General features: G+C 36.4%; 19 protein-coding genes. 9 read left to right on the forward strand and 10 right to left on the reverse strand.

The annotated features are described in order from the left end of the window. Positions 1-65: 65 nt before the first annotated feature. Positions 66-2,579: a glycoside hydrolase family 31 protein gene (locus I5M32_RS08340; RefSeq protein ID WP_200585772.1), complete on the reverse strand. Its 2,514-nt coding sequence runs from the start codon at positions 2,577-2,579 to the stop codon at positions 66-68. A gap of 255 nt (positions 2,580-2,834) precedes the next feature. Between I5M32_RS08340 and I5M32_RS08345 the strand changes: the two genes are divergently transcribed. Further along, on the forward strand, positions 2,835-3,806 hold the full coding sequence (locus tag I5M32_RS08345; protein ID WP_200585773.1) for a LuxE/PaaK family acyltransferase: 972 nt from the start codon (positions 2,835-2,837) through the stop codon (positions 3,804-3,806). Here I5M32_RS08345 and I5M32_RS08350 read toward each other — a convergent pair. From I5M32_RS08350 to tyrS, 3 genes are read right to left on the reverse strand one after another with little or no spacing between them, the layout of a single operon-like run. Then, entirely contained in the window at positions 3,803-4,252 is a 450-nt protein-coding gene (locus I5M32_RS08350; RefSeq protein ID WP_200585774.1) for an RES family NAD+ phosphorylase, read from the reverse strand. The two genes, I5M32_RS08345 and I5M32_RS08350, sit on opposite strands and share 4 nt — an antisense overlap. Then, positions 4,253-4,756, reverse strand: coding sequence for a type II RES/Xre toxin-antitoxin system antitoxin (gene parS, locus I5M32_RS08355; RefSeq protein WP_200585775.1), 504 nt, complete (start codon positions 4,754-4,756; stop codon positions 4,253-4,255). It lies immediately after the preceding gene. Between the two features lie 37 nt (positions 4,757-4,793). Further along, positions 4,794-6,077 (reverse strand): tyrosine--tRNA ligase, encoded by a 1,284-nt coding sequence (gene tyrS / locus I5M32_RS08360; protein WP_200585776.1) that lies wholly within the window; start codon positions 6,075-6,077, stop codon positions 4,794-4,796. Positions 6,078-6,180: 103 nt separating this feature from the next. On the opposite strand from tyrS, the gene I5M32_RS08365 reads away from it, so the two are divergent. From I5M32_RS08365 to I5M32_RS08375, 3 genes are read left to right on the forward strand one after another with little or no spacing between them, the layout of a single operon-like run. Continuing rightward, positions 6,181-6,852: a hypothetical protein gene (locus tag I5M32_RS08365; RefSeq protein ID WP_200585777.1), complete on the forward strand. Its 672-nt coding sequence runs from the start codon at positions 6,181-6,183 to the stop codon at positions 6,850-6,852. Further along, complete coding sequence (locus I5M32_RS08370; protein ID WP_200585778.1) at positions 6,852-7,934, forward strand: putative type IX sorting system protein PorV2; 1,083 nt, start codon at positions 6,852-6,854, stop codon at positions 7,932-7,934. The genes I5M32_RS08365 and I5M32_RS08370 overlap by 1 nt, the downstream gene beginning before the upstream one ends. Further along, complete coding sequence (locus I5M32_RS08375) at positions 7,934-8,197, forward strand: SemiSWEET family sugar transporter (protein ID WP_317193112.1); 264 nt, start codon at positions 7,934-7,936, stop codon at positions 8,195-8,197. Before I5M32_RS08370 ends, I5M32_RS08375 begins: the two co-directional genes overlap by 1 nt. On the opposite strand, the gene I5M32_RS08380 is transcribed toward I5M32_RS08375, so the two are convergent. Beyond that, a complete protein-coding gene (locus I5M32_RS08380) occupies positions 8,192-9,658 on the reverse strand; it encodes a L,D-transpeptidase family protein (protein ID WP_234461903.1) in 1,467 nt (488 codons plus the stop codon). The genes I5M32_RS08375 and I5M32_RS08380 overlap by 6 nt on opposite strands. Before the next feature lie 141 nt (positions 9,659-9,799). On the opposite strand from I5M32_RS08380, the gene I5M32_RS08385 reads away from it, so the two are divergent. The 5 genes from I5M32_RS08385 (at position 9,800) to I5M32_RS08405 (ending at position 15,206) form a co-directional block, all read left to right on the forward strand. Continuing rightward, positions 9,800-10,114 (forward strand): HPF/RaiA family ribosome-associated protein, encoded by a 315-nt coding sequence (locus tag I5M32_RS08385; protein ID WP_200585779.1) that lies wholly within the window; start codon positions 9,800-9,802, stop codon positions 10,112-10,114. 132 nt (positions 10,115-10,246) lie between these two features. Further along, complete coding sequence (gene gpmI, locus I5M32_RS08390; protein ID WP_200585780.1) at positions 10,247-11,767, forward strand: 2,3-bisphosphoglycerate-independent phosphoglycerate mutase; 1,521 nt, start codon at positions 10,247-10,249, stop codon at positions 11,765-11,767. Beyond that, positions 11,767-12,303: a hypothetical protein gene (locus I5M32_RS08395; protein ID WP_200585781.1), complete on the forward strand. Its 537-nt coding sequence runs from the start codon at positions 11,767-11,769 to the stop codon at positions 12,301-12,303. The genes gpmI and I5M32_RS08395 overlap by 1 nt, the downstream gene beginning before the upstream one ends. Before the next feature lie 208 nt (positions 12,304-12,511). Further along, positions 12,512-13,726: a TCR/Tet family MFS transporter gene (locus I5M32_RS08400; RefSeq protein WP_200585782.1), complete on the forward strand. Its 1,215-nt coding sequence runs from the start codon at positions 12,512-12,514 to the stop codon at positions 13,724-13,726. A gap of 205 nt (positions 13,727-13,931) precedes the next feature. Continuing rightward, positions 13,932-15,206 (forward strand): MFS transporter, encoded by a 1,275-nt coding sequence (locus I5M32_RS08405; RefSeq protein ID WP_200585783.1) that lies wholly within the window; start codon positions 13,932-13,934, stop codon positions 15,204-15,206. Between the two features lie 82 nt (positions 15,207-15,288). Here the strand turns inward: I5M32_RS08405 and I5M32_RS08410 are convergent, their stop codons facing one another. The 5 genes from I5M32_RS08410 to I5M32_RS08430 form a co-directional block, all read right to left on the reverse strand. Further along, entirely contained in the window at positions 15,289-16,680 is a 1,392-nt protein-coding gene (locus I5M32_RS08410) for an OmpA family protein (RefSeq protein ID WP_200585784.1), read from the reverse strand. Positions 16,681-16,842: 162 nt separating this feature from the next. Beyond that, positions 16,843-17,745 (reverse strand): nucleotidyltransferase family protein, encoded by a 903-nt coding sequence (locus I5M32_RS08415; RefSeq protein ID WP_200585785.1) that lies wholly within the window; start codon positions 17,743-17,745, stop codon positions 16,843-16,845. 24 nt (positions 17,746-17,769) lie between these two features. Beyond that, entirely contained in the window at positions 17,770-19,329 is a 1,560-nt protein-coding gene (locus I5M32_RS08420) for a helicase HerA-like domain-containing protein (RefSeq protein WP_200585786.1), read from the reverse strand. A 6-nt stretch (positions 19,330-19,335) separates the two neighbouring features. Continuing rightward, on the reverse strand, positions 19,336-21,786 hold the full coding sequence (locus tag I5M32_RS08425; protein ID WP_200585787.1) for a S9 family peptidase: 2,451 nt from the start codon (positions 21,784-21,786) through the stop codon (positions 19,336-19,338). 6 nt (positions 21,787-21,792) lie between these two features. Further along, positions 21,793-22,911, reverse strand: coding sequence for a M42 family metallopeptidase (locus I5M32_RS08430; RefSeq protein ID WP_200585788.1), 1,119 nt, complete (start codon positions 22,909-22,911; stop codon positions 21,793-21,795). Positions 22,912-23,330: the final 419 nt, after the last annotated feature.

The raw sequence follows: 23,330 nt of genomic DNA on the forward strand, positions 1-23,330 counted from the left end.
TTAGTTAAAAAAAATAAAGTTTAATGGATCTAAACAAAAAAGCCCAAAATTAATTGGGCTTTGCTTTACTTCAAAATCTGAATGTTTTTAAAGTACTTAGAAACATTGATCCTTATCCTTTTTAGCTCATCAAAAACTATTTCTTCTTTAAAGTCTTTACCGTCTATAATGATCTTAGAGGGTTTAAATGGTAATCCTATAAACTTTAATTCATAAGTTTCATATCTTGGGGTAAACAATCCTTCAACAGATTTTTTAATGGTCATCGATTTTTTATCGCCATTAACTATGAATTTACGCTCTAGGTAGATATCTTGTTCATACCCAAAGGTGTCTCCATGGTCTTCAAATTGAAATGAATTGACCTCACAATCAGAATAATAGATCTGGAACTTCAATTCTTCGATCTCAAATTCATTAGTATGCTGCATTATAGGATATTCTGGGATAACAGAGCCTGCTTTAACAAATATAGGCATAGAGTCTAAAGGGGCATCAATTAAATGTTCTTGCCCGCCTTCGTACAATTCATGCGTCCAGTAATCATACCATTTGCCTTTTGGCATATAAACGTTGCGAGATGTGGCTCCCTCATCTAATATTGGGCAAACCAATATCTTATCGCCAAAGGTAAACTCATCTTCTCGAAACCTGTTGGTGTCATTTTCTTGCTCGATCATTACCACAGGCCGCAAAATAGGAAAGCCATAGCGGTGATGCTCCCAAAATGTACTATAAATATAAGGAAGGAGCTTGTACCTTAATTCTATAAACTTTCTATTGATGTTTTCTAGTTGTTCCCCAAAACTCCATGGTTCCCTTTCTGCGGTATCGCCTGCAGAATGCGCTCTCATAAAGGGAGAAAATACGCCTAGCTGAATCCATCTCGTAAATAATTCGCCTGTTGGCTCTCCGCTAAAACCGCCAATATCCGTACCTGCAAATGGCAAACCAGACATAGAAAGTCTTTGCATTTGTAAACTACCGATTTTTAGATGTTCCCAACTCGCAACGTTATCGCCTGTCCAAACAGAGCTATACCTTTGCACACCAGAATAACCAGCCCTTGTAATGGTAAAAGGCCTTTTGTTTTTCTGTATTTTCTTTAGGCCATCATAAGTTGCCCTTACCATTTGCATCCCATAAACGTTGTGCGCTTTTCTGTGAGAGCCTCTAAAACCATCGTAATTATGGCGCACATCATCAGGGAAAGTACCTGCGCCAAATACCGCAGGTTCGTTCATATCATTCCAAACACCTGCCACCCCATCTTCTATTAGTTCTTTAAACAAGCCGCCCCACCATTGCCTAACTTCTGGGTTGGTAAAATCTGGGAATTGGCAACGCCCCGGCCAAACATGGCCTTCCATAAAATAATCATCGCTACGGCGACAGAAATATTTATTTTCTTTACCTTCTTTAAAAACCCAGTAATTATCATCCACTTTAATACCCGGATCAATAATTACCACTGTTTTAAAACCATCATCAGATAGTTCTTTCATCATTTTCTTAGGGTTTGGAAAATACTTTTTGTTCCAAGTAAAACACCTGTAACCATCCATATAATCTATGTCCAAATAAAGCGCATCACAAGGGATCTTTCTACTCCTAAACTGATGAGCTAAATCTTTAACCTTAGATTCTGGATAATAACTCCACCTGCATTGATGATAACCCAAAGCCCAAATTGGGGGCAATTTATGCGTACCAGTAATAGAATTATAACGTTTTACCACATCCATCATGTGCGGCCCGTGGATATAATAATATTGCAGTTCACCACCATCTGCCCAAAAACTCAATTTGGTAGCATCTTCTTGTGCAAAATCGAAATGTGTTTTGTAAGTATTATCTAAGAAGATACCGTGTGCGTCTCCATCTTTTAAAGAAATAAAGAAAGGTATGCTCCTGTATAATGGATCTTGATGTTTTGCAAAAGAATAAGTATCGGAGTTCCAATTTTGTAATCTTTTGCCCCTAAGGTTTAAATCCGTTGGTTTATCGCCTAGGCCAAAATAAGCTTCGTTTTCACTGCTTTTTTTGGTGCAATAAACATAATAGCCACCAAATTTAGCGTTTTCTTCCCAGTGCATTGCCAAATGGTCTTCGTTGGTAACTTTGTTATTGTTATCAACAAAAGAAATCAGAAAGTTATCTTTGTTTATTCTGCAGGTAACCGTATTGGTAGAAACAGAATAGAAAGTTTTTTCTTCTTTAAAATTAAAAACGGCAACTTTTTGGTCTAAACTTGGCACAGCGTAAGAAAAATCGTCTAAGAAAACGCTGTGCGGTGCCATCCTAATCCTGATGATTTCATCGCTCACCACCCTAACTTCAACAGAAGCAGCTCCATCGCTAAAGATATATTTATTGTTTTCTTGCCTTACTTCCTTTACGGCCCCCAAAAATACCTTTTCAATAGGTTTTAGCCCAACAATTGGGTTATTAACATGGTGTATCTCTTCCTCATCCAATTCATCAACACTTACTTCAATATGGTCTGAGGTATCTTTAGGGTCTTTTATTATATCTATATCCGCATTGTTATCCAATGGGCTTGTTTTATTCTTATTCATCTATCCAAAAAAAAAATCAAATGCTAATATGCTTATTATAGTTTAATTATCGAAAACAAATACAAAGTTTAACAGGTTATTTTATAAACATTGCAACAAAACCTGAAGATATTTTAAAATTAACCGCTAAAAGAATAATTTTATTGAATTAATTGTTAAAAAAGTTTAATCAATTTACACGTTTGTTTGGGTAGATCGCTTAATAGTTAAAGGTTTTTGAATTTGTAAAATCGATTTTTGAATTATATTTGATTGATGAACGTTTTTAAAATCCATGATGAAATTGATTTTAACAAAACCTGTTTAGATGTTTTTAAACTTCAATACCACACAATAGAGGTTTACCAACTATTTGTTAAAAGTTTAAGGGTTAAACCCGATGAAGTAACGCATTATAGGCAGGTTCCTTTTTTACCTATATCATTTTTTAAAACGCATAAAATTATAGAAGACAAGGCTTTTGCCGATGTAACATTTTCTAGCTCTGGCACAACCGGGATGGTAACGAGCCAACATTTGGTACAAGATGTAAAGATCTATGAAAACAGTTACACCAAAGGTTTTGAGCAGTTTTATGGGAATATTGAAGATTATTGCATATTGGCTTTGCTACCTAATTACTTAGAAAGAGAAGGCTCTTCCCTTATCTATATGGTTGAAGATTTGATAAGGAAATCCAATGATGCAGAAAGTGGTTTTTACCTATATGATCATCAACAATTATCAGAAAAACTGGATCGGCTTAAAGCCAAAAAACAGAAAACGATATTGATTGGGGTAACCTATGCCCTTTTGGATTTTATAGAAAGCTTTCCTTTAAATTTCCCAGACTTGATCGTAATGGAAACAGGAGGAATGAAAGGCAAAAGAAAAGAAATGGTACGTGAAGAACTGCATCAAATACTTTGCGCAGGTTTTGGTGTAAAACAAATCCATTCTGAATATGGGATGACAGAGCTACTTTCGCAAGCTTATTCTGAAGGAGAAGGGATTTTTGAGACACCCCCTTGGATGAAAGTTTTAATTAGGGACACAAATGACCCACTAACATTTTTAGAAAACGGGAAATCTGGGGGGATCAATATAATTGACCTGGCAAACGTACATTCTTGTTCTTTTATAGCAACCCAAGATTTGGGAAAAATCTTTAACGATGGAACTTTTGAAGTTTTAGGCAGGTTTGATGACAGCGATATTAGGGGATGTAATCTAATGGTGGGTAACTAAACCAACCTTTCATCAAAAGAAAAAGCCTCAGTCTCAACACTCATTACATCATCAGCTTTTATTTTTAATGGGTTTAAAATAAAATTGAACTCGCCCTTCACTATGGCAGAAGGAACCCTAAGCAGAGCAAGTTGGTTATATTTGAGAAATTTATCCCCCACTATCTGCACATCAACCAAAAAAGGAAAAGAATTCCAATCTGTTGGCAATGTTGTTTCATCAATTTTGAGGAAAGGCAAATTACACTCAAATTTAGCCATACAAAAATTGTAAGGCAATAACCTTGGCGGCAAATGGACCAAACATTCTAAAACAGCCAAAGCTTTTGATGTTGTAAAATAAACGGCAGCAATACCAACAGAATTCCATCTTCCGCCATAGATCCTAGAGCCTTCGCCGCTTAAATTATTTACATACTGGCAAGATCCTAACCTGTAAAGCTCCATTTAAGAAAATATGCCATGTTGTATCCTTCCCAACTCTTTTTTAACCAAATCAAAACCTATAGAAGTATCTAATAAAGAGAACGGTGTCTCATTTTTAAATACATGAGATGGCATTTTTACCCAAATTTTAAATTTATCCAAAGAACCAAAAACCTCCTCGCCGTGGGCATATAAACGGGCAAGCTCTAATGCCTTTTCAGAATATTCTGACTTTATCAAAGTTGTATCATCAAAACGCTGAAAGGTACGATCAGAGATATGCATGATGTTAGAAAATTCTTGTAAAGTGATAGAAATCTTTTTAACAAAGTTGAGCATGGCGTTTTTGGGAATACCTCTTCTAGTCAATCGCATCAAATCAAAATCCGAAGCAATTTTATCATTCAAATTTAAAGCAGCTAAACCCCCAAAAAAAGCAAGGGTTAACTGTATCGAATTGCTAAACGAAGTAATATACTCTGCAATTGGCTCAGAAACTAAATTGTTATTATCAAAATCAGACATCTATACAAAGATAATGTATTTTTGTCTAATATATAATTTATTTAACAACAATTAAAAAATAATTTTTCTTGCCTTTTTGGGCAACTAAAAATTGATTGTTTATGAGGTCTAAAACGGTAAAAACTTTATCCACATCTCCTAATTTCTCCCTATTTAAAGAAACTCCTCCGCCAACGATCATCTTTCTCGCTTCCCCTTTTGATGGAAAAATAGAAGTCTTATCTGCTAACAAAGTTAAAGCATCATAGCCATTCACAAAATCTGGCCTAGAAATTTCAAATTGCGGAATCCCTTCAAAAACATTAAACACCTCATTATCGGTTAAGGATCTTAAAAAGTCTAAAGAACCAGACCCAAAGAGGAAATCAGTGGTTTTTAAAGCCGTTTCTAAAGCTTTTACCCCATGAACCCTCTCTGTAATATCTTTTGCCAATATCTTTTGTAAGTTTCTTTGATGAGGAACCTTGGAATGTTCGGCAATAAAACCTTCTATTTCTTGCTGATCGAAGAAAGTGAATATCCTGATATAATTTGCAGCATCGTCATCAGATGCGCTTAGCCAAAATTGATAAAATTGATAAGGGCTTGTTTTATTGGCATCCAACCAAACGTTACCGCCCTCGGTTTTACCAAATTTTGTGCCGTCAGATTTTTTTATCAACGGCGAAGTTATCGCAAAAGCTTGTCCACCGTCTTTCCTTCTGATCAATTCGGTCCCGGTTACAATGTTGCCCCATTGATCCGATCCTCCCATCTGCAAAACACAGTTTTTATGTTTCCACAGATAATAAAAATCATAACCCTGTACCAACTGATAGCTAAATTCTGTAAAAGACATCCCAACTTCACTCTCTAGTCTTTTCTTCACAGAGTCTTTCGCCATCATATAATTTACCGTAATATGTTTACCAACATCACGTATAAAATCTAAGAAGGTAAAACTCTTGAACCAATCATAATTATTTACAATCTCTGCACTATTGGCACCACGATCAAAATCTAAAAAACGTTCTAATTGCGCCTGTATTCCTTTTAAATTATGATGAAGGATTTCTTCTGATAACAAGTTTCTTTCTTGCGATTTGCCCGATGGATCGCCCACCATCCCGGTAGCGCCCCCAACCAATGCAACAGGCTTGTGCCCAGCCTGTTGAAACCTAACCAATGTGATGATTTGCAACAAACTACCTACGTGTAAAGAATCTGCGGTAGGGTCAAAACCAATGTATCCGGCTACCATGCCTTTTGCAAGTTCTTCTTCTGTCCCCGGCATTATATCATGTAGCAAACCTCTCCAGCGTAATTCTTCAACAAAATTCATGTGAAATATCTTTTAAAAATTGTGTTATATTGTAAAAGCGCAAATATATCAATTCACTTTTAATGTATCGTTTAAATTGTATTTGCGTATTGGTAAATAACGTATGAATTTTTTATCTCATTATTATTTCGATAGGCACAACCATAACCCTTATGAAGTGCTTGGAATGGTATTGCCAGATTTAATCAAGAATGCGGATAAATCTTGGAACATATATCCAGAAAAAAACTCCAGCTTATTTAAAGATGAAGATCAAAAATCATTACTAAAAGGATGGAAAAGGCATTTAAAGGTAGATCAACTTTTTCATGGCTCTACTTTCTTTTTGCACCATCAGCACCAAATTAAATTGTTAATTAGAAATGCCATAGCGGGATCGCCCGTAAAACCTTTCTTTTTAGGGCATATAAGTTTAGAATTAATGCTAGATAGCCTATTGCTCACAGAAGATTTAATTAATGCCCAACACTTCTACGGTTTGATAAACGAGGTAAATGAAGAAACGCTAAAACAATTTATCTACCAAAACGGAATAGGAGATACAGATAGGTTTTTTCATTTTTTCAATATCTTTAAAAAAGAAAAATATTTGTTCAGTTATACCAATCCAGAGAAAATTACGTATGCCTTAGAGCGGATTTGTAAAAGATTGTGGAAAGACCCGTTTACAGAAGAACAAAAAAACACCTTAACCAAAAGTTTAATACTTTATAAAAGTAAATTATCAGAAGAATTTCTTCATATATTTGAACTGATTGATTCACAATTAAATTAATGAATAAACGCTTTACCTTCTTACTTTTCTTATTATTACCTGCCCTAATTTTTGCCCAGACCAGAAAATATTCTAATGAATTTTTACAGATAGGCGTAGGATCAAGGGCTTTTGGAATGTCGGGTTCTGTGGTTGCCTCTACTAGCGATGTAACTTCTGGCTATTGGAACCCTGCCGGATTGGTAAATATGAAATCGCAGACCCAAGCTAGCTTAATGCACTCAGAATATTTTGCGGGCATAGCAAAATATGATTATGCCGGTTTTGCAACTTTTGTAGCTGATAATACTGCCGTAGTAAGTGCTTCATTAATAAGATTTGGGGTAGATGACATACCCGATACCTCCGAATTGATCGATGCTGACGGTAATATTAACTACGATCGGGTAAAATCTTTCTCGGCTGCAGATTATGCCTTTTTATTCAGTTACGCCAGAAACGCAAAGAACCGCAAAGAAGGAGGAAACGGTTTAAGCTATGGGGCCAATGTTAAAGTAATACACAGAATAGTTGGGGATTATGGTAAATCTTGGGGCTTTGGTTTAGATGTTGGGGCACAATATAAACTCAACAAATTCACTTTTGCCGCAGTAGGAAGAGACATTACCACAACCTTTAATGCTTGGAGCTATAATCCCGATAAATTTTCTAGTATTTATACTGCTACCGGGAACGACATTCCAAAAAATTCTACCGAGACCACCTTGCCCAGAATTGTTTTAGGAGCAGCTTATGATACGCAAATCTCAAAAAACATCGGTTTATTATCAGAGGCTAACTTCAATTTTACCACAGATGGTAGAAGAAACGTTTTGGTTTCGGCAGATCCGGTAAGTATTGATCCAACCCTAGGTTTAGAAGCCAATTATAAAAAATTGGTTTTTTTAAGAACAGGCATCGGAAACATCCAAAAAATAACGGATTTTACCGGAAAACAAAGTTATAGCGTACAACCAAATTTAGGCGTTGGTATCAAGATCAAAAATTTTTCTATTGATTATGCCCTTACTGATATTGGCAACCAAAGCGATGGTTTGTACAGTAACGTCTTTTCAATCCGTTTAGATTTTGATAAAAAATAGTGGATTTAACAACTTTAATAGGGCTCTTGGCTGCCTTTGGGACAACATTTTCCTTTCTCCCCCAAGCTATAAAAATCATAAAAACAAAAAACACCGAAGGCATTTCGCTTTCGATGTACTTGATGTTTTCTAGCGGTGTGTTCTTATGGCTCTTATACGGCTATTTGAAAAGCGATACCCCCGTAATGTTAGCTAACGGAATAACATTGGTATTGGCCGTAATCATCCTATCCCTCAAGATAAAATACAAACCAAAATCATAAAGTGGCCATATACGCTTTAAATTTAGGCAATAACAGTTTATCGTAACCATAAACATCTTTAGAAGAAATCAACTGTCCGTCATCATTTGTCCATGCGGTATAATAAGCTATAAACACCGGAACTGGGTCCTTAATTTTTACCCATCTTGCCTCTACTTTTGCGCCCGAAGAGGCAGCTTTGGTTTCTTTAACAATTTCCTCAGATTTTGATTTATTGTTCAATAAAAATTCTTGCAGTTTCATAGGTTCTTGTACCCTTACACAACCATGGCTTACAGCTCTCATATCTTGCTTAAACATGGCCTGTGCAGGTGTATCATGTAAATAAATGGCATAAGGGTTTTGGAAAATAAACTTTATTTGCCCTAAAGAATTATCGGCCCCTGGGTTTTGCTTAAAAGAATACTCGTCAATATTAGCATTGTTCCAATCAACGTTAGCAGATTCTACCAACTCCCCGTTTTTATAGGCCACCATGTTTTTAGACTCTAAATAATAAGGGTCGTTTTTTAAGCTATTGAAAATCTCTGTTGAAGCAATACTTTTTGGGATGTTCCAAACGGGGTTGATCTGCATCCTATCAACCATTCCACTTAAGATAGGGGTCTCATGCCCGCCCGCCTCGCCAACGCAAACCTTCATTTTTAGATCCGTAGTGTTGTTTTCTATCAGGCGCAAGGTAAACTCTGGGATGTTTACCAATAAATATTTACCCTTATATTCTTTAACGGGCCATCTCAAACGCTCCATAGAAAGATAAATCTTCTCTTTATCCTCTTTGTTCAATTTTTGAGTGTTATCTGGTTTATCGTCATTGATTAACAGGTTTGATAACCTCTGATAATAACCATTTTTTGGTTGCACATCATCTAAAAATTTTGTTAAATCTATCTGGTCCAAAGCTTTTTTTGCATCAATAATGGCAGGGCGTTCTACACTTACATAATACCTGCTTAAAACCGTTTTAGGGTTTATGGCCCCATATTTTAAAATATTGGCGTAATTGATCAAACCATCGGCAGAATACAGTTCTAGCTGTGCCAAATATGGGTAGCTTTCCTCAACGTTTTTAAATTTTTTCGTTTTCACGATATCTAAGATAGCTGTCAATTTATCAGCATGAAAAAATTGAGGATTCAAACCTTGATATTTTGAGTTTAATAAATACTGGTGAAGGCTATCTAATTTACCATTGATCAAAAACGCACCAACTAATGTTAGCCCCTTATCTTCATCTTGGTAAATTTTGCTTATCCAGTTGGGGTCATGTAATTGAGGCCTTAGTTTTTTGAGTTCTGCTTTAAATATCTTATTGTAAGCGGTAGTGTCAAAGTTTTTATATTTTTTACTTTTAAAAGCTTTGGCTAAATCTCTTCCAAATTCTTCATGCCTGCCCTTAGAACAGGACATAAATAGCATAGAGGATATAAAAATTAAAGTTAGTATCTGTTTAAATTTCATTATTGAATAGTTTAGACATCAAGTTAACAACATTAATGCCCTTTTAATTTTGATACTTAAGGTAAAAGGCAAACCAGTAGATTAACCTAAAGAAAACCAATATTGGTATGCAAATTGAACAATTTTAATAAATTTAAAATTATGATGACGATACAGGTTAATACAGACAACCACATTGATGGAAAAGAGGATTTTAACACTTACATTAAAGATTTATTTAATGATAAATTAAAAAGATTTGATGCTCACCTAACTAGAATTGAAGTGCATTTAAGTGATGAAAACGCTGGCAGAGGTGGGTCTGATGATAAGAAATGTAATGTTGAAGCTCGTTTAGAAGGGCATGAACCAATTTTTGCCAGTGCAACTGCTAGTGAAATGCACATTGCTATTAGTGAAGCACTTCAAAAAATAAAAAGTGGTATAGATCATACCCTAGATAAAGTAAAAAATTAATTCCCGATTAATCTGATTAGAAAGCCGTTGAGATATAAGCATCCCAACGGCTTTTTTTATCTACTGTAAATCCATTGATAATAAATAACATTCTTGCAAACCCTAATCGATCATAAATTTTATATTTGCATTGTGAAAGATAAAAAAGTTGCATTATTAATATTAGATGGCTGGGGATACGGAAACAACGACTCTTCAAACGCCATATTAGCTGCAAAAACCCCGTTTTTTGATAGCTGCTTAAAAAAGTACCCTAATTCTAAACTAGAAGCATCTGGCGAAGCCGTTGGTTTACCTGATGGTCAAATGGGAAATTCTGAAGTTGGACACATGAATTTAGGTGCCGGCCGAGTTGTTTATCAAGAACTTGGTCGCATACATAAAGCGGTAAAAGATGGCGATTTTAATACAAATCCTGCATTACAAAACGCTTTTAAATACGCAAAGGAAAACAATAAGAAAATCCATTTAATTGGTCTGGTTTCTGATGGCGGCGTACATGCCCATACCAAGCATATCAAAGGTTTGTGTGATGCCGCAAAAACCGCAGGCTTGCAGCAAGTTTTTATCCATGCCTTTACCGATGGAAGAGATACCGATCCTAATTCTGGGGTTGGCTTTTTAACCGATTTGAATGAATATCTAAAAAATTCTAGCGGGCAAATTGCTTCTGCAATTGGAAGGTATTACGCTATGGATCGCGATAACAGATGGGAAAGGGTAAAACTTGCTTATGATTTATTGGTAAAAGGCCAAGGAGAAAAAGTAAAAGACCTAACCGGTGCGCTAAAAAAATCTTATGAAAATGGCATTACAGATGAGTTTTTAAAACCCGTTGTTAAGGTTGATGCAAATGGAAACCCCATAGCAGTTATTGCAGATGGCGATGTGGTGATTTGTTTTAATTTTAGAACAGACAGAGGGCGTGAGATTACCCAAGCTTTAACCCAAAAAGCTTTTCCAGAACAAGATATGAAGCCATTAAAGCTTCATTATATTACCCTTACCACTTATGACGATACCTTTAAAGGTGTTGATGTAATGTTTACCAAAGATGACCTTGTAAATACATTAGGACAAGTTTTAGAGAACAACGATAAATCACAGATAAGGATCGCAGAAACAGAAAAATACCCACACGTTACCTTCTTTTTTAGCGGTGGCCGAGAAAAAGAATTTGAAAAAGAAAAAAGATTGATGGTTCCATCGCCAAAAGTGGCTACTTACGATCTGCAACCAGAAATGAGTGCAGAAGGAATTAGAAATGCCATTATCCCAGAAATTGAAAAAGGCAGTGCAGATTTTATTTGTTTAAATTTTGCCAACCCAGATATGGTAGGGCATACGGGTGTTTTTGATGCAGTGGTTAAAGCGGTAGAAACCGTTGATGCTTGTACACAGCAAGTTGTTGAAGCTGGGATCAAAAATGGTTATTCATTTATTATTTTAGCCGATCATGGAAATGCAGATTATATGATCAATGAAGATGGCTCTGTGAATACGGCGCATACCACTAATTTAGTTCCCTGTATTTTAATTGATGAGGATCATAAAACCTTAAAAGACGGCAAATTGGGAGATATTGCCCCTACGGTACTAAAGCTCTTAAAGCTAGAACAACCAAAGGAAATGGGGGGCGTAGCCTTAATTTAATGCAAAAAATAAATAAACTTTTAATAGTTTCCTTTTTGTTGTTTGGATGTAATGCTGGCAGCAAAAAGGCAGAAATAAGGCAAATCTATTATTTCGATTTAAAAAGCTATTTCCAGAATTTAGCAGATAGCCTCAACAAAACAAATACGATTATTGAGAAAACCGTTGCAAAAAATGGTGTTAAAGAAACAAAAAAAATAAAAGTAGCAGATTGGAAAAATGAATTTGCGCTATTTATTGATGCTGATATTAATAAATCTGCTTGGCAAGATAGCTATATTAAAGATTCTACAGCCACAAAAATTAGTTATAAAGCCAAGAACAAAAGCCTGAAAACCCAAAGCATTACTATTGGTTTAGAAAAGGGTAAAGCCAAAAAAATAATTGTTAAAACCAAGGCCGATAATTTGCTATACCAAGGAGAAGAGACGCTTACCTATACAAACGGGGTTTCTTATCAAATAAAAAAACACCAAAAAGTGATCTTCTTGGGTTTAAACGATTATTTGATAGAAGGGAGATTTAAAAACAAATGATCTAAAAAGAATTTGCATTCTTATTAGATCATTTGTTTTGCAACAGGGATAGGAATTAAAATTTTGCCTTCATGCGCTTTGCAGGTTTTGGCAAAATTTGTGCGCAGCACCGCAGCGATAGCGGAGTAATGTATAGCCCGGCGGTTGCCCATAAAAATATTATTTTAAACTTTAATCAATCAAAATATTCTGCATTTTTGCAAACAATATGGCAAAAAACGGAAAAGCAGCATTAGGTTTCATCTTCGTAACTTTATTGGTTGATGTTACAGGCTTGGGTATCATTATACCCGTTTTACCTACTTTAATAGCCCAATTGATCCATGGTAATTTAAGTGATGCCGCAAGTTACGGTGGGTGGCTCACGTTTGCTTATGCCATTATGCAATTTGTTTGCGCACCAATTTTAGGGAATTTGAGCGATAGGTTTGGGAGGAGGCCAATTTTGTTGTTTTCTTTGCTAGGATTTGGGATAGATTACCTCTTTTTGGCCTTCGCCCCTACTATTTGGTGGCTTTTTGTAGGAAGGATTATTGCGGGGATCACGGGAGCAAGCATTACCACCGCTTCGGCGTATATTGCGGATATTAGCACCCCAGAAAAACGGGCGCAAAACTTTGGGTTGATCGGTGCTGCTTTTGGTTTAGGCTTTATATTAGGACCTGTTATAGGCGGTATTTTAGGTCAGTTTGGTTCTAGGATACCATTTTTTGCTGCCGCAGGATTAAGTTTGTTAAATACCATTTACGGTTTCTTTGTTTTACCAGAATCTTTGCCAGAAGAAAAACGAAGGCCTTTTGAGATCAAAAGAGCCAACCCCTTAGGTTCTCTTTTACAGCTAAAAAAATATCCGGCCATGGGTGGTTTGATCATTGTTCTGATTTTAATGTACACCGCCATGAATGGCTTACAAAGTACTTGGGCTTATTACGGGATGGAAAAATTTAGTTGGAACGAAGCTTGGGTAGGTTATTCTTTAGGGTTTATTGGATTGATGATCGGTATTGTGCAGGTTGGGATCATACGCTGGGCAATCCCAAAATTTGGGCAAGAGAAAAGCCTTTATATTGGTTTGGCGTTTTATAGCTTGGGGCTTTTGCTGTTTGCTTTTGCCCCAAGCGGCCTTTGGATGTTCATATTTATAATTCCTTATGCACTTGGCGGCATTGCTGGCCCTGCGCTACAGAGTATTATAAGCGGGTTTGCCCCGGGCAACCAACAAGGAGAAATACAAGGTGCCTTAACCAGTTTAATGAGTGCTACCACCATTTTTGCCCCACCTTTAATGACAACTATTTTTGCTTATTTTACAGATAAGGATAATTCGATACAATTCCCTGGGGCACCGTTTCTATTAAGTTCTATTTTGGTTTTAGCTGCAGTTTTCTTGGCGATGAACAGTTTGAAACCGAAGGTGAGTTAGGTCTTTTTGGTTCATTAGGCTTATTGATTTGGTAAGTTTAGTTTGTTAGTTCATTAGGCTCATTGATTTGGTAAGTTTAGTTCATTGGTTCATTAGCAGGCTTATTGATTTTGGTTTGTTAGAATTTAGTTTAGCTCATTAAGTTGACTCTAATTAAATATTTACTGAAAAACAAACTAAAGAACCTTAAATTTGTCTATCCCCTATGGCAAAATCAAATCTATCCAATGTTTTTAGGTCTTTGAAATCTCGCAACTTTAAGCTTTATTTTGCTGGTCAATCTGTTTCATTAATTGGGACCTGGATGCAGCGTTTGGCCGTAAGTTGGTTGGTTTATGATGTTACTCACTCGGCTTTCTTATTAGGGTTGGTCATGTTTTCAGGGCAAATCCCTGCGTTGATCCTATCACCTTATGGCGGTGCGGTAACCGATAGGCATAGCAGGTATAAAATTTTACTGATTACCCAAATCGCATCTATGGTGCAAGCGGGTTTGTTGGCTTTTATGATTCTTGCCGGATTTTACAGCACAACCGGTGTAATTTTATTGAGCGCTTTACTGGGTTGCATCAACGCTTTCGATATCCCTTCGAGGCAATCTTTGATGATAGAATTAATAGACGATAAAAAGGATTTGCCCAATGCGATTGCATTAAACTCTAGCATGGTTAATATGGCCCGGTTAATTGGGCCGGTGGTTGCAGGTTTATTGATCACTTGGGTGGGCGAAGGGATGTGTTTTTTAATCAATACACTTACTTTTATTCCCGTAATTTCTTCTCTGTTATTGATTAAGATCAAACCGAAGAAAATAGAAAAAACAGCTGAAAGCGTTTGGAAAGGTTTAAAAGAAGGATATAATTATCTTAAAACCAAACCCGATTTACGCTTGATGATTCTGTTGATGGCCTGCATCAGTTTTTTCTTGATGCCAATAGTAACCTTACTACCTATTTTCGCAAAAGATGTTTTTAAAGGGAACGCATCAACATTGAGCTATTTAGAGGGCGCAATGGGCCTAGGTGCCTTAAGCGGTGCCATTTATTTAGCAGGTGCCAAAAAATTAAAGAACTTGGCAAAAACCATTATACTATCCATATTTGTTTATGCCGTAAGTTTGCTGTTTTTTTCCTTTACTCCGTGGTTTGGCCTAGCTTTGTTATTTATTTTATTCGCTGGTATTGGGCAAATGATCCAAATCTCTGGGTCTAACAGTTTTATCCAAACCCATGTAGATGATAAAATGCGAGGCAGGGTTATCAGTTATTATGCCATGGCTTTTCAAGGGATGATGCCAATTGGTAGTTTTATAGCTGGTTTTTCGGCCAATCATATCGGCGCACAAAATACCTTGTTAATACAAAGTATATTGGGAATTTTTACCGCTACTATCTTTTACTTTTTATTAAAAAAAGTGCGTTTAAAGGTAGTAAACAATGAAAGGAATGCCTTGAGGCAAAATCCTGAGTTTGTTGTTTAACCTACTTTCAAATCTGAAAATTTACAGCATAAAAAAAGACCAGCCTCTCTGCCGGTCTTTTCTTTCATAGGTATAATAAGTATTAATTGAATAAAGTAAACTCTACGCGTCTATTGTTCTGACGGCCAGCTGCTGTTTTATTGGTATCAATTGGTTGGGTTTCACCATAACCGGTTGCTTCAACCCTTGATGGGTTAACTCCTTTACTTACCAAATAAGCTTTAACTGCTTCTGCTCTATCCTTAGAAAGTTTCATGTTGTAAGAATCACTACCTTGGCTATCTGTATGGCCAGCTAATTTTAAGCTTAAGTTTTTAGAAATGATCAAGTTTGCAACCTTATCTAAGGTTGGAAAAGAAGAAGGCCTTATCGTTGATTTTGCTAGATCAAACTCCAAGTTCTTTATCGCATCGTTAACCACTTTTTTGTCTTCATCTGTGATGATATAAGTTACTGGTTTTGTAATTTTAGCTACCGGTAAAGGACAACCCGAACCATCTACCGCTGTTCCATTTGGTGTTTTTGGGCATTTGTCATAAAAATCAGAAACACCGTCACCATCAGAATCTGTCATTAATTGGTTTATTTTATCCTTAAGCATATTCACTTCGGTATTGTTTTTAGAAGCATCTAACTGTGCCTTTAAATCATCGTATTTAGCAACATAATCTTTCTCTAGGCTTGCCGCTGGGTTTACAAATGCTAATTGCGGTTTATTCTTATTCCCTAGTGCAAATTCTAAACCTCCGTAACCATAAGAAAATTTATCGTTTCCGGGTGCTCTGCTATATCCGTCTAAAATATCAGAATCAACAAAGTTCATTTTATATCCTAAATCTAAATTAACGCCCTTGGCAACCATAAACTTTAAACCTAATGCCACGGGAACCACTAATTCATGATAGTTGTCTCCATTGTTCAAATTTGTGGTTAAGCCCGCATTATCTGTAATTGTTGGTTGAAAACCCATTAAACCCGCACCTGCAGAAATGTAAGGTGTTACGTAACTTTGGCGATGTAGGATATTGAAATTACCAATGTTATATACGCCGCTTAATGTTGCGTCCCATTTGATCTCTGTTTTGTAAGATGAGTAAGGCGTATTGGATATTACCGGTCCTTTTGTTTTCGATGTTGAATTATCGGCTTTAAGGGTTCCCCTAAAAAAATCTGCTTGTAAGCCAAAATTGTGGGTAAGTTGCTTTTTTAGATAACCACCATATCCTGCGTTTACCTCCCAATTTGAGAAATCGTTGTTTCCACCTGTTACAACGGTAGGAGCTAGAATTCCACCATTTACCCCGAAAGACCATGTCCTGTATGCGGAAGCACCTGAAAATGGTGCGGGGTTTTCTTTGGCCATATCTAACTTCATATCAGAATTAGACTTTGGCATTGTTTCTTGTGCAAATGTGAAATTTGCGATTGTTACCGCCCCTAAGAGCATTATACTTTTTTTTAGATTTGTTTTCATAACCTATTTTAATTGTTTCTTATTAGGTTGTCAAAACTCTGCCAAAAGATTTTAAAGCGTACATTTCATATCATATAATAGGTTTAAGTACATTAAAGCCCATAAAAAAAGCCCAACGGTAAATGTTGAGCTTTAAAAATTGATGTATATATTTTAGTACTATTACCAAAGTTTGGATGGATAAACGCCATCCTTTACCAATTTATTGATGTTTTCTTGAACAATGTCTTTATCCTCTTTATAAGTTACGCCAAACCATTTAGCATCTGTTGGGATAACTTTGAAGGTGGCGATATTATTCTTTATCAAATAATCGGCAATAAGAGGGATAAAGAATTCTGATTTTGGATTAGTTTGGTTTTGATGAACAAAATCGACAAATAATTTTTCTGTGATCTTGAAAACTTCTGGCGTAAAGCCCCAAAAATTCATAGAAACCGGTGTGTTGGCATCTAAGCCATGGGTACTACCGTCTTCATTTTCATAAACAATACCACCATCTTTTTTATAAACTTTGGTACGTTCGTTAATTTCTGCCATATTTCCTTGCGCATCAGTTTGGCAAACCCCTCTAGAAACAGAACCATTTTCTGAAAGGGTGTTTCCAATTTTATAACCTACGATACTATATTTGTTGGGAGCCGCTTGGGTGGTTAAAAAATGCACCATATTTTCAAAAGCTTCATAGCCATAATAATCATCGGCATTGATCACACAAAAAGGTTCATGAATTTGATTTTTAGCTTCTAAAATAGCATGGCCTGTTCCCCATGGCTTTGCTCTTTCAATCTCTTTATCAATCCCGTACTTTTTTAAATCAAATGTCTGGAAAACGTAATCAGTTTCTATCTTACCGGCAAGCTTAGGTTCAAAAATAGATTTAAAGCTATCTAAAAACTCTTCTCTTATGATAAAACTGATTTTCCCGAAACCTGCTTTTATGGCATCGTGGATAGAATAATCTATAATAGTTTCGCCATTTGGGCCAAAGCCATCAATCTGTTTCATACTGCCGTAACGGCTTGCCATTCCTGCTGCTAAAATTAATAAGGTTGGTTTTTTCATTTTACGTGTTTATGTTAATGGGTCTTAAAACCCGAATAATCCTCCGCTGTTTGTTCTCGTTTTTTTTCCTGTTATCATTCCAAAAATACCCCTTACAATTTCCCTTCCTATTTGGCGGGTAATGGGTGCATTTAGGGCTTCTTCTAACATACTCTTTTCTGGTTTTGTAGCTTTGGTTGTCTTTTGCTCTTGTATAATTTCTTGTTGGGTTTCATGCTCTTTCATTTTTTGGTTGATGCGGGCCGTTAAGATCTCACAGGCACTTTCTGGGTTAATTGCTTCTTGGTATTTTTTAAAAATATCAGAAGTTTTCATCAGTTCTTCACAATCTATATTGCTCATTGGCCCCATCACAGACCGTGGAGGAGTTAAATGCGTAGCAACAACTTCCGTTGGGATTCCTTTTTCGTTTAATACGGTTATTAGGGCTTGCCCGGTCCCTAAACTAGTTAAAATGGTTTCTATTTCATAAAAGTCTGATTTGGGATAGGTTTTTACCGTCTTTTTTAAAGCATCCGCATCATTTGGAGTAAATGCCCTTAGTGCATGTTGTACCCTATTCCCTAATTGCCCTAATACGCTTTCTGGAACATCAGAGGCAGCCTGGGTACAAAAAAACACTCCCACGCCCTTTGATCTTATTAATCTGATCACTTGTTCAATTTGTTCTAAGAATGCCTTAGAAGAATTATTGAAAAGTAAATGTGCCTCATCAAAAAAGAATACTAGTTTAGGCTGGTCTAAATCGCCAGCTTCTGGCAAACTGTTAAAAATCTCTGCTAAAAGGCTCAATAAAAAAGTAGAATATAACGAAGGTTGGTTTTGAACATCAGAGATGTTTAACAAACTGATCACTCCTTTGCCATCTACTTTTTGATATAGATCTTCGGTATCAAAAGATTTCTCACCAAACAAGGTGCCCAGGCCTTGCTGCTCTATAGATACTATTTTTCGTAAAATAGTGCCAGATGTAGAAGAAGATATCTTTCCATAATCTTCTTTGATTTCTGCTGCACCATCACCGTCTGATAAATAGCCCAACAATTTCTTAAGGTCTTCTAAATCAACCATTGCCATTTTTTGGTCATCGGCATATTTAAAAATGGCTGCTAAAACCCCGGTTTGGGTATCGTTTAAATCTAAAATTTTACCCAATAATACAGGGCCAAATTCAGAAACGGTGGCTCGCATGGTTGCACCTAGTTTACCCGAAAGGGAATAAAGCTCAACAGGGAATTCGCTAGGCATAAATGGCTTTTTTAACGCCTCGCCTCGTTCTACCAACTTTGGGTTTGGTGTACCAGCTTTATTTAAACCAGAAAGATCGCCTTTAACATCGAGCATAAAAACAGGTACCCCTGCATCAGAAAGCTGTTCTGCAATCAGTTGCAATGTTCTGGTTTTTCCCGTACCTGTAGCACCAGCTATTAAACCATGTCGGTTCATCATCCTCAAAGGAATATTTACCTCGGCTTCTGCAACAATATTTCCATCTAAAATACCAGCTCCTAAATAAATGGAACTACCTTTTGGAGCGTAAGATTTCTTTACTGCCTCTATAAATGTGTTTTGGTCTTTTGCCATGGTGGTTTATTTATTTTTCACGTATTTATCCAACCAAGAATCCATCTCCCAAAGCATGTGCAAAATAGATTCTTTAGCCCTGTAACTATGTGCCTCGTAAGGCAAATATACTAATCTTGTGATTGCGCCAAACCCTTTTAAGGCACTATAAAATCTTTCGCTTTGTATAGGGAAAGTGCCAGGATTATCATCGGCTTCGCCGTGTATCAATAATAAAGGTGCCTTAATTTTATCGGCGTAAGAAAAGGGCGACATTTTATAATACAGTTCTGGTGCTTGCCAATAGGTTCTTTCTTCTGCTTGGAAACCATTTGGGGTTAAGGTTCTGTTGTAAGCTCCGCTCCTTGCGATTCCCGCCGCAAAAAGATTGGTGTGCGCTAAAAGGTTAGCCGTCATAAAAGCACCATAAGAATGCCCTCCAATAGCTATCCTTTTGGCATCTCCAATTCCCATGCCCACAATTTTATTTACTGCTGCCAAAGCATTTTCTTGTAATTGTTCTATAAAAGTATCGTTAGGGTAATCGTTGCTTTCGCCAACTATTGGCATATCTACATTATCCATTACGGCATATCCCCTGGTAACCCAATAAATTGGCGATGCCCAAGAAATTTTGCTGAAACGGTAAGGAGAGCCTTTAACCTGCCCTGCCGCCGCAGCCGTTTTATATTCTTTTGGATAAGCCCACATCAAAACGGGTAATTTACCTTGCCCTACAGTATAACCGATTGGTAAATATAAATTTGCCGTTAAGTTTAAATTGTCTTCTCTTTTATAGTTAAGTAACTGTTTATTGATTCCAAATAATTGGGGATAAGGGTTTTTGAAGAAAGTAAGTTGTTGTGTTTTTCCTTTGCGGTAATCTAAATTGAAATAATTAGCAGGTTCTGCTACAGATTCCCTACTGATGATGAGGTTATCTTTATTATCGAAAAATATGGGTTTCTCATAAAAAGGTGCTCTAGAGTGAAAAAGCGTATCAGTCAATTTGGTTTTAACGTTAAACTGCAGTAAGAAAGGCCTATCGCCAATTGGTGATGCACCATCAGATATAGAAAAAATATTGATGTTATTAGGATCGGTAGCCCTTCTGATAACGCTATAATCTAACAACAGAACATCTCTATTATATTGATTTTTAACCTTAACAAACTCCCCTGGATCAGAGTAAGCATCTTCAGAATATCTATCCCATAAATTTACCCTGTAGCTGTCGTTTCCCGGTTTGATAAAAACCCTCCTCTCGGCCTTTGTTTTCCACCATCGCTCGGTAACTAGGGCAATCTGATCATCGCCCCAATCAATTTTGTTGAAACGTAAATAACAATCTGCCAATTTTAATTTTGTTCCGTAAGGTTCTGTTGCTTTTCGGGTATATAAAACATCCCTAATGGTGCTTGGCTTGTTTGGATCGCCACCGTCTTGCGCCTCTGCCCAAAAAATGGTTTGCGGTTTATCGGCCCGCCACTCAAATTCCCTGGGCCCGTTTATAACTGCATCAAAACCTTGCGGTAAATTATCTGCCAAAGGTACATCGGCAAAATCTTGTACCAACTTACCATATCTATCCCTCACTTCTATCTTGTAAGGAAAATCTTCAATCGGTACGATGTAAGAATAAGGTTTATGTATAACTGAAAGCATTACCAGCTCTCCATCTGGAGAGAAATCAAAAGATTTATAAATATCGGGGCGGCTGTAATTTACCGCTTGGCCATCTAAATAAACCATTTTAAGCTGAGCTGTTAGGTAATAATCTAACTTTAACTCGTCATTTGGGTTTTTTAAGAGGTCTTGATAAGTTCTATTTGGGGATGGTTTGCCTGTACTTTCTTGAATATTTGGCCCTGCTGATTGAGCGGAAATCGATTTCAGCGATTTTTGATCTATCTTAAATTTAGCTAAAATCGTTTTGCTATCCGGAGACCATTTAAGCAAAGTCCCATAAGCATCGTTCAACGCAAAATTTGTTAACCTCTTGGCATATTTAGTTTCCAGATCTCCCAACCATAATTCTATTTCCGTATCTGTGGTAATACTAAAGGCCACCTTAGATTCATCTGGGCAAAAAACAACATTTTTGATCTGTGCATCTTTAGGGATGTTCAAAAGTTCGAAATCTTCATTACTATCTATCTTTTTAAACTTTAGAGAAGTGTACAAAGCAGACCGCTGGTTTCCATAGTTTTGGGGGTTTACCCTTAAGCCTGCCAATTTTTCATAAGGGGCTGCAATTTCTTTGATAGAAGGATAACCTGGTTGCTCTAAAATAGCCATGTATTTTGCCCTACCACTTAAAATCACCGTCCTAGAAACAGATTCATCTACAATTTTAGCGATAGATTCTGGCGGTTTTTGATAACCCGTAACCTCTTGTGCAAAAGAAACATCTAAAGAGAATGCAGAAACAATAAAAAATGTAAAAAAAGCACATTTTTTAATCTTATAAAAAGTCATTAATTTTTATTTGATATATTTAAAATCTTGGTTTTCTTTTAAAGCCAATAAAGAATGATAAATTAAGCTGATCACATTGTCCACATCGTTCTTGTGAACCATTTCTACTGTAGTGTGCATGTATCTTAACGATAAAGAAATCAATGCAGATACAACACCATCGTTAGAATATGCAAAAGCATCTGTATCTGTCCCTGTAGAACGCGACGAAGCTTGTCTTTGAAAGGGGATATTATTTTTTATAGCCGTTTCTACCAATAATTTATTCAAATTTACTTGCACAGCCGGTGCGTAAGAAACAACAGGCCCTTTCCCGCAGGCCAAATCTCCTTGTGTAATTTTGTTGATCATTGGCGTTGTGGTATCATGGGTAACGTCAGTGATAATAGCTACATCCGGTTTGATCCTGTTGGCAATCATCTCTGCACCACGCAAACCAATTTCTTCTTGTACCGCGTTCACAATGTACAATCCGAAATCGAGCTTTTTCTTGTTCTCATGCAATAAACGGGCAACCTCTGCAATCATAAAACCGCCTACCCTATTATCTAAAGCCCTACCCACATAATAACGGTTGTTTAAAACCATAAACTGATCTTCATAAGTGATTACGCAGCCCACATGGATGCCCATTTTTTCTACCTCTTCTTTAGAAGTACAACCACAATCTAAAAATATATTTTTCAAGGCAGGGGCTTCTTCCTTTTCCCCACCATGGCGGGTATGGATTGCTGGCCAGCCAAAAACAGCAGTAACTGGGCCATTGTCTGTATGTATCACCACTCTTTTAGAAGGTGCTATTTGATGATCTGAGCCACCATTTCTGATCACATAGATCAAACCATCAGATGTAATGTAATTCACAAACCAAGAGATTTCATCGGCATGTGCCTCAATAACAACTTTATATTTTGCTTTTGGATTGATAACGGCAACCGCTGTACCATAATTATCTACATAATGCTCATCTACAAATGGTTTAATATAATCTAACCAAAGCTTTTGCCCTTCCCATTCAAAACCTGTTGGAGATGGGTTATTAATGTATTTTTCTAAAAATGCCAGCGATTTTTTATTGACTACTGCTACGTGTTTGGTTTCTTCTTGCTCTTTCTTTTTAGCCATTATAATTATTTATCTATGATTTTAACAAATATAAAAAACCTTATTTAAGAGAGGTATTTATTTATCATTTGGGTTTATTTTGAAGAGTATTGCTGATAAAGTTGAAAATAATACAGGATAAAAATATCTTCTGGTCCGTAACTAACGTTGTTTAATACAACCAAACCATCTTAATATAAAAATGAAGATGAGGATTTTGATTTTCGATACTTACCAAACAACCGCCATTTTGCCATAAAAACACCAAGTTCTGCCATAATTTCTGTACCGAGAATTATTTATGGGAATTTTGGTCAGATAAGGGTAATTTAAGGCTTCAAAACGTCTATTGTAGCGTTTTCCACGTAAATGGTAGTATTGTTGATAAAAACTATTGAATACCCACCTATCTTTTAGAAAACTATTTGATACATTGTGGC

The sequence above is a fragment of the Pedobacter segetis genome (genome assembly GCF_016623585.1).
GTDB lineage: Bacteria > Bacteroidota > Bacteroidia > Sphingobacteriales > Sphingobacteriaceae > Pseudopedobacter > Pseudopedobacter segetis.